Origin of the sequence: Actinoplanes sp. NPDC051633, assembly GCF_040681735.1 — a bacterium.
GTDB lineage: Bacteria > Actinomycetota > Actinomycetes > Mycobacteriales > Micromonosporaceae > Actinoplanes.
This window is the reverse complement of record NZ_JBFAZH010000504.1, coordinates 1-5,461: the sequence shown is the minus strand read 5'-3', so window position 1 is coordinate 5,461 and position 5,461 is coordinate 1. Positions and strand designations below refer to the sequence as shown.

Below are 5,461 nucleotides of genomic sequence, written 5' to 3'. Positions count from 1 at the left end.
GGCAACCCGTAGCAGGGCGTCGATGAGCAGGCCGGACAGGCCGATGGCGAAAAGGCCGAGGACGACCACGTCGGTCTGGGAGTAGCGCTGGGCGTCGCGGACCATGCCGCCGATGCCGGGTACGCCGTTGATGGTCTCCGCGGCGACCACCGAGGAGTACGCGATGCCGACCGCCAGCCGGACGCCGGTGAAGATCTCCGGCAGGGCGCTGGGCAGCACGACGTCGCGGGTCACGTCCCAGCGCCCGGCGCCGAGCGCGCGGGCCGCCTCGATCAGCCCGGTGGGTGCGGAGTGGACGGCGGCCGCGGTGGCGACTGCTACGGGTGGCATCGCGGCGATCGACAGCAGCCACAGCTTCGGCGTCTCGTCGATGCCGAACCAGATGATGAACAGGCTGAAGTACGCCAGCGGCGGCAGGGCCCGGATGAACGTGATGACCGGCTCGGCCACGACGCGCACCCAGGCGACCGTGCCGAGCACCACACCGATCACCAGACCGGCGCCGACGCCGATCGCGGAGCCGATGAGGATCCGGCGCAGGCTCACGCCGAGGTGCTCGATCAGCAGGTGCCCGCTGTAGCCGCGGATGCCGTCGTGGGTGGTGGACGTCTGGATCAGCTGATGCCAGACCGCGCCGGGAGAGGGGATGAAGGTCGGGTTGCGCGTCACCCGCGCCGCGATCTCCCAGATGGCGTAGAGCACCACCAGGGAGAGCAGGCGGAGCAGGATGCGGCGCTTGTCTTTCTTGATCGGCGCGTTCGCCGGCTGCCCGGCGACCGGGGGAGCGGCCGCCGGAAGCTGTACCGTTGTCACCCCCTTTTCCTATCGCTTTAGTTGGTCATGCGGCAAGGCCGGAGAGCGTTCACAGTTGTATCGGCGTCAGTCATCTGCGGTGCGGTATCGTTTACCTGTCTAGTCAGTCTAGACAGGGGGTGCCTCATGATGTGGCAGGTGCAAGAGGTGAAGCAGCGCTTCAGTGAGGTGCTGAGGGCTGCCAAGAACGGTGGCCCGCAGATCGTGACCAAACGCGGCGAAGAGGTCGCGGTGGTCATCGACATCGCTGACTACCGCCGCATGCGCGGCGAGACGGTCAGCTTCATGCGCTTCCTGCAGTCGGGACCGGTGGTGGATGACGGGCTCGACATCGAGCGCTCGACCGAGCCGTCGCGCGACGTCGACCTGACGGACTGACTGTGTCGTTCCTGCTGGACACCAACGTCGTGGCGGAGATGCGGAGGAGCGCGCCCGACCGGCGAGTGGTCACGTGGTTTCGCGACAACGCCGACGAAGTCGCCTACCTCAGCGTCATGGTCATCGGCGAGATCCGGAAAGGCATCGAGCGGTTACGGCCGCGCGACGCCGGCCGCGCTGCGGCGATCGACTCCTGGCTCGACCAGGTCGTCGAGACATATGAGCAGCGGTTACTACCCGTCTCGGTCGCCGTCGCGGAGGAGTGGGGTCGCCTGCTGGCTGTGCCGCAGCCTCCGCCACCGGTGGACGCTCTGATGGCCGCCACCGCCAAGGTCCACCGGCTGACTCTCGTCACGCGCAACGTGAAGGACGTCGAGGGCACCGGCGTCGCGGTCGTCAACCCGTTCGAGCCGGCCTGAGGCCCGCTACCAGCCGCGGGCTCGCCACTCCGGCAGGGACGGGCGTTCGGCGCCCAGCGTCGAGTCCTTGCCGTGGCCCGGGTAGAACCAGGTGTCGTCGGCGAAGCGGCCGAAGAGCTTCGTCTCGACGTCGCCGATCAGGGACTCGAAGTTCTTCCGGTTCTTGCGGGTGTTGCCCACGCCGCCCGGGAAGAGGCTGTCGCCCGTCCACAGGTGTGCCGTTCCGGACGGGTCCCGGTAGGCCAGGGTGATCGAACCCGGCGTGTGGCCGACGATGTGGATCACCTCGAGCGAGCAGTCGCCCACCGCGACCGTCTCGCCGTCGGTCAGCGTCCGCGTCACCACCGGGATCTCCGCCGCGTCGGCCTCGTGGGCCAGCGACTCCGCGCCGGTCGCCCGCACCACCTCGGCCAGCGCGCCCGTGTGGTCGCGATGCTGGTGGGTGGTGATCACGGCGGTCAGACCGGCGCCGCCGATCAGCTCCAGCAGGCGGGGCGCCTCGTTCGCCGCGTCGATCAGCACCTGGCTGCCGTCGGCGTTGCACCGCAGCAGGTAGGCGTTGTTGTCCATCGGGCCGACCGACACCTTCGTGATGGTCAGGCCGGGCAGTGACCGGACCGCCGGCGGGCCGCCCGGCCTCACGTCTCCGGTGTAGTCCGGCATCACTTCCACCTCGGGATGACGGGCAGCTCGCCGTCCGGCGAGACGGTCAGGTCGGCGCCGTCGCCGCGGCCGGTCAGCCAGGCCGCGAGCGAGCGGGTGGGGCCGCCCACGACGGGCGCGTCCGGGTCGTCGCCGAGCAGCAGCGGGTGATCGATGCCGTACGGGCGCAGCACCAGCCGCAGCTGGGCCGGGTCGAACCCGCCGGCCACCTCCCGCAGGAGCCGCAGCGCGAAGGCGTCCGACCAGTCCGCCGGGCTGTACCCGGCGCCCAGGTCGACGTGGTGCACCTCCACCTCGCGCAGCCGCGCCCACGGCACCGCGGCCGCCGACTGACCGGTCGACGGCAGCATCCGGGTCCATGCCTCGGCCGGCATCGCCGCCGCGGCGTCCGCGAACCGCTCGTGCGCGTCGCGGATGTCCACGACCTGCTCGCGCAGCGGCCGCCCGGCGCCGTCCTCGATGCCCGCGATCCGCTCCTGCGGCGAGGCGTACCCGGGAATGTCCTCCCCGGTCCGGGCGCCGGTCAGCAGGTTGGTGTAGGCGTCCGCGTTGCGCGCCACATGCGTGAGCACGTGCCCCACGGTCCACCCGGACAGCGCCGACGGCTTGCCCACGGTCAAGGGATCAAGACCTTCGGCGGTACGCAGCAAGCGCTCGGTCGCCGCCTCGACATCGGTCATCAGCACCAGCGGATCGATCGTCACGGTGAAACCCTAGTCGGAATTCGCTTTCGCCACGTGTAAGGGTCGCCGTACCGTTCGTGGCAGACGCATGGTCACAAGCCGCGGATGGGGGTGGGGAAGCGTGCTGGTCAACCTGGGTGCGTCCCGTCGCGCGGAGACCCGCGCCTGACCCCACGATAGGGCTCCCATGAAGCACGACCTGTCCCAGTTGGGCTGGGACGACACTTTCGTATCCGCATTCCGGTCGAAGAGCCGCTCCGACGCCTTCCCCGGCCGGGTGCTGCGCGCCGATCGCGGCGTGTGCACCGTCCTCGACGAGACCGGTGTCTCCCGCGCCGCGCTGGGCGGGGGAGTGCTGCTGGCCGCGGCCGGTGACCCCGCCCGGCTGCCGTGTGCCGGCGACTGGGTGGTGCTGCGGCGCTGGCCGGACCGTCGGACCACTGTGGAGTGTGTGCTGCCGCGGCGTACCTGTCTGATCCGCCGCACCTCCGACAAGGACTCGGTCGGTCAGGTGCTGGCGGCGAACATGGACACCGTGGCGGTGGTCGAGCCGATCCACCCCGAACCGGACGACTCCCGCGTCGAGCGGCTGCTCGCGCTCGCCTGGGAGTCGGGGGCTCAGCCCGTACTCGTACTCACCAAAGCCGACACCGCCGACGACCCGGACGCGCTCGCCGAGCAGATGTCCTTCCTCGCGCCGCGGGTCCCGGTCCACGCGATCAGCGTGACCGAGGGCACCGGGCTCGACCCGATCCGCGAGCTGGTCGCCCCCGGCCGCACGCTGGCGCTGCTCGGCCGGTCGGGCGCGGGCAAGTCGACCCTGGTCAACGCGCTGGCCGGGGCCGAGGTGATGCCGATTCAGGAGATCCGGCGCGCGGACGGCAAGGGCCGGCACACCACCGCTTACCGGAATCTGGTGCCCGTGCCCGGCGGCGGGGCGGTGCTGGACACGCCGGGCATCCGGGGCGTCGGCCTGCTGGACACCGCCGCCGGGCTGGACCAGGCCTTCGCGGACATCGCCGAGCTGGCGAGCTTCTGCCGGTACGGCGACTGCCGGCACGACGCCGAGCCGGGCTGCGCGGTGCGGGCCGAGGTGGCCGCCGGCACGCTGTCGGCCCGCCGCCTGGAGAGTTGGCGCAAGCTGCAGCGCGAGGTGGCGGTGGAGAGCAGCCGGCAGGCGGTCCGGCTGGCCAAGGCGGCCGGACGCCGCGGACGGCGGGGTTAGGACCGCCTGCAGTCCGGCCCTTCAACTCTGGGGCGGCGGCGGGGTTGAGGGCGGCGCCCTGGCAGAATGCAGCCGGTGCGTGCACTGGCGGAAGAGGCCGATCGGGCCGCGGCGGATCGGCTCCCGCGGCCGGTGCGCCCCCGTGCGCTGCGGGTCTGGGCCTGGCTGAGCTACCCGGTGCTGGCCACGCTGGTGCTGATCCGGCTGTGGATCGACCCGGCCGGCCGGGTGCTGTCGCACAACGACGACGACCACGGCTTCTTCCTCTTCGTCGTGGCGCACGGCGAGCGGGTGCTCTTCCACGGCGACAACCCGTTGTTTTCCGACCGGCTGAACGTGCCGGACGGCATCAACATGATGGCGAACACGACGGTGCTGGCGCTGAGCCTGCCGCTCGCGCCGATCACCCACTTCCTCGGTCCGGGCGTCTCGGTCGTCCTGCTGCTGACGCTCGGCCTGGCCGGCACGGCGGCGGCCTGGTACTGGGTGCTGTCCCGGCATCTGGTGCGCAGTCGTTTCGCGGCCTGGGTCGGCGGGCTGTGGTGCGGGTTCTGCCCGGCGATGGTGTCGCACGCGAACGGGCATATCAACTTCGTCAGCCAGTTCGTGGTGCCGTTCATCGTCTGGCAGGTCGTGCGGCTGCGGGAACCGGGGCGGGTGCTGCGCGGCGGGATCGTGCTGGGTCTGCTGATCGTGCTGCAGGTCTTCATCAACGAGGAGGTCCTGCTCTTCACGGCGCTCACGCTGGGCGTTTTCGTGATCGCGTACGCGGCGATGGCGTGGCCGGCGACGCGTCCGCTGATCGGGCGGTTCACCGCCGGGCTCGGGGTCGCCGCGGTGACCGCGGGTGTGCTGCTCGCGTACCCCCTGTATTGGCAGTTCACTGGGCCCGGCTCCTACTCCGGTCAGCCGTTCGTGCCGTGCAAGTTCGTCACCGATCTGCTCGCGGTGGGCGCCTACGCCCGGCAGTCGCTGGCCGGCAACAACGCGGTCGGGCGCTGGCTGAGCATCAGCCCGACGGAGGACAACACGTTCTTCGGGTTGCCGCTGCTGGCGCTGCTGGTGGTGTCGCTGATCCTGCTCCGCCGGGTGACCGCCGCCAGGGCGGCCGGCGTCGCCGCGCTGGTGATGCTGGTCGTCTCGATGGGCCCGTACCTGCGGGTGGGTCGGCACGACACCTCGATCCCGTTACCGTTCGGGCTGGTCAGCCGCGTGCCGATCATCGATCTGGTGAGCGTGACCCGGTTCGCGATGGTCACCCCGACGATGGTCGCGGTGAC

At 71.1% G+C, this 5,461-nt stretch carries 7 protein-coding genes; 4 read left to right on the top strand and 3 right to left on the bottom strand.

Annotated elements, in window-relative coordinates:
- Nucleotides 1-813 (bottom strand): ABC transporter permease (locus AB0M20_RS25115; protein ID WP_364302103.1); only part of this gene is annotated, 813 nt, incomplete at its 3' end.
- Between the two features lie 126 nt (nucleotides 814-939).
- Here AB0M20_RS25115 and AB0M20_RS25110 point away from each other — a divergent pair.
- Both AB0M20_RS25110 and AB0M20_RS25105 read left to right on the top strand, forming a co-directional pair.
- A complete protein-coding gene (locus AB0M20_RS25110; protein ID WP_364302101.1) occupies nucleotides 940-1,191 on the top strand; it encodes a type II toxin-antitoxin system Phd/YefM family antitoxin in 252 nt (83 codons plus the stop codon).
- Between the two features lie 2 nt (nucleotides 1,192-1,193).
- Nucleotides 1,194-1,610 carry a type II toxin-antitoxin system VapC family toxin gene (locus AB0M20_RS25105; RefSeq protein WP_364302099.1) on the top strand — a complete coding sequence of 139 codons (417 nt, stop codon included), beginning with the start codon at nucleotides 1,194-1,196 and terminating at the stop codon, nucleotides 1,608-1,610.
- Nucleotides 1,611-1,616: 6 nt separating this feature from the next.
- Here AB0M20_RS25105 and AB0M20_RS25100 read toward each other — a convergent pair whose 3' ends face one another.
- The gene (locus AB0M20_RS25100; protein ID WP_364302097.1) at nucleotides 1,617-2,273 is read right to left on the bottom strand and encodes an MBL fold metallo-hydrolase; all 657 of its coding nucleotides are present in this window, start codon (nucleotides 2,271-2,273) and stop codon (nucleotides 1,617-1,619) included.
- The gene (locus AB0M20_RS25095; protein WP_364302095.1) at nucleotides 2,273-2,977 is read right to left on the bottom strand and encodes a maleylpyruvate isomerase family mycothiol-dependent enzyme; all 705 of its coding nucleotides are present in this window, start codon (nucleotides 2,975-2,977) and stop codon (nucleotides 2,273-2,275) included. Before AB0M20_RS25095 ends, AB0M20_RS25100 begins: the two co-directional genes overlap by 1 nt.
- A 166-nt stretch (nucleotides 2,978-3,143) precedes the next feature.
- Between AB0M20_RS25095 and rsgA the strand changes: the two genes are divergently transcribed.
- Nucleotides 3,144-4,181 carry a ribosome small subunit-dependent GTPase A gene (rsgA, locus tag AB0M20_RS25090; RefSeq protein ID WP_364302093.1) on the top strand — a complete coding sequence of 346 codons (1,038 nt, stop codon included), beginning with the start codon at nucleotides 3,144-3,146 and terminating at the stop codon, nucleotides 4,179-4,181.
- A 66-nt stretch (nucleotides 4,182-4,247) separates the two neighbouring features.
- The coding region (locus tag AB0M20_RS25085; protein WP_364302091.1) for a hypothetical protein at nucleotides 4,248-5,461 on the top strand (1,214 nt) is incomplete at its 3' end.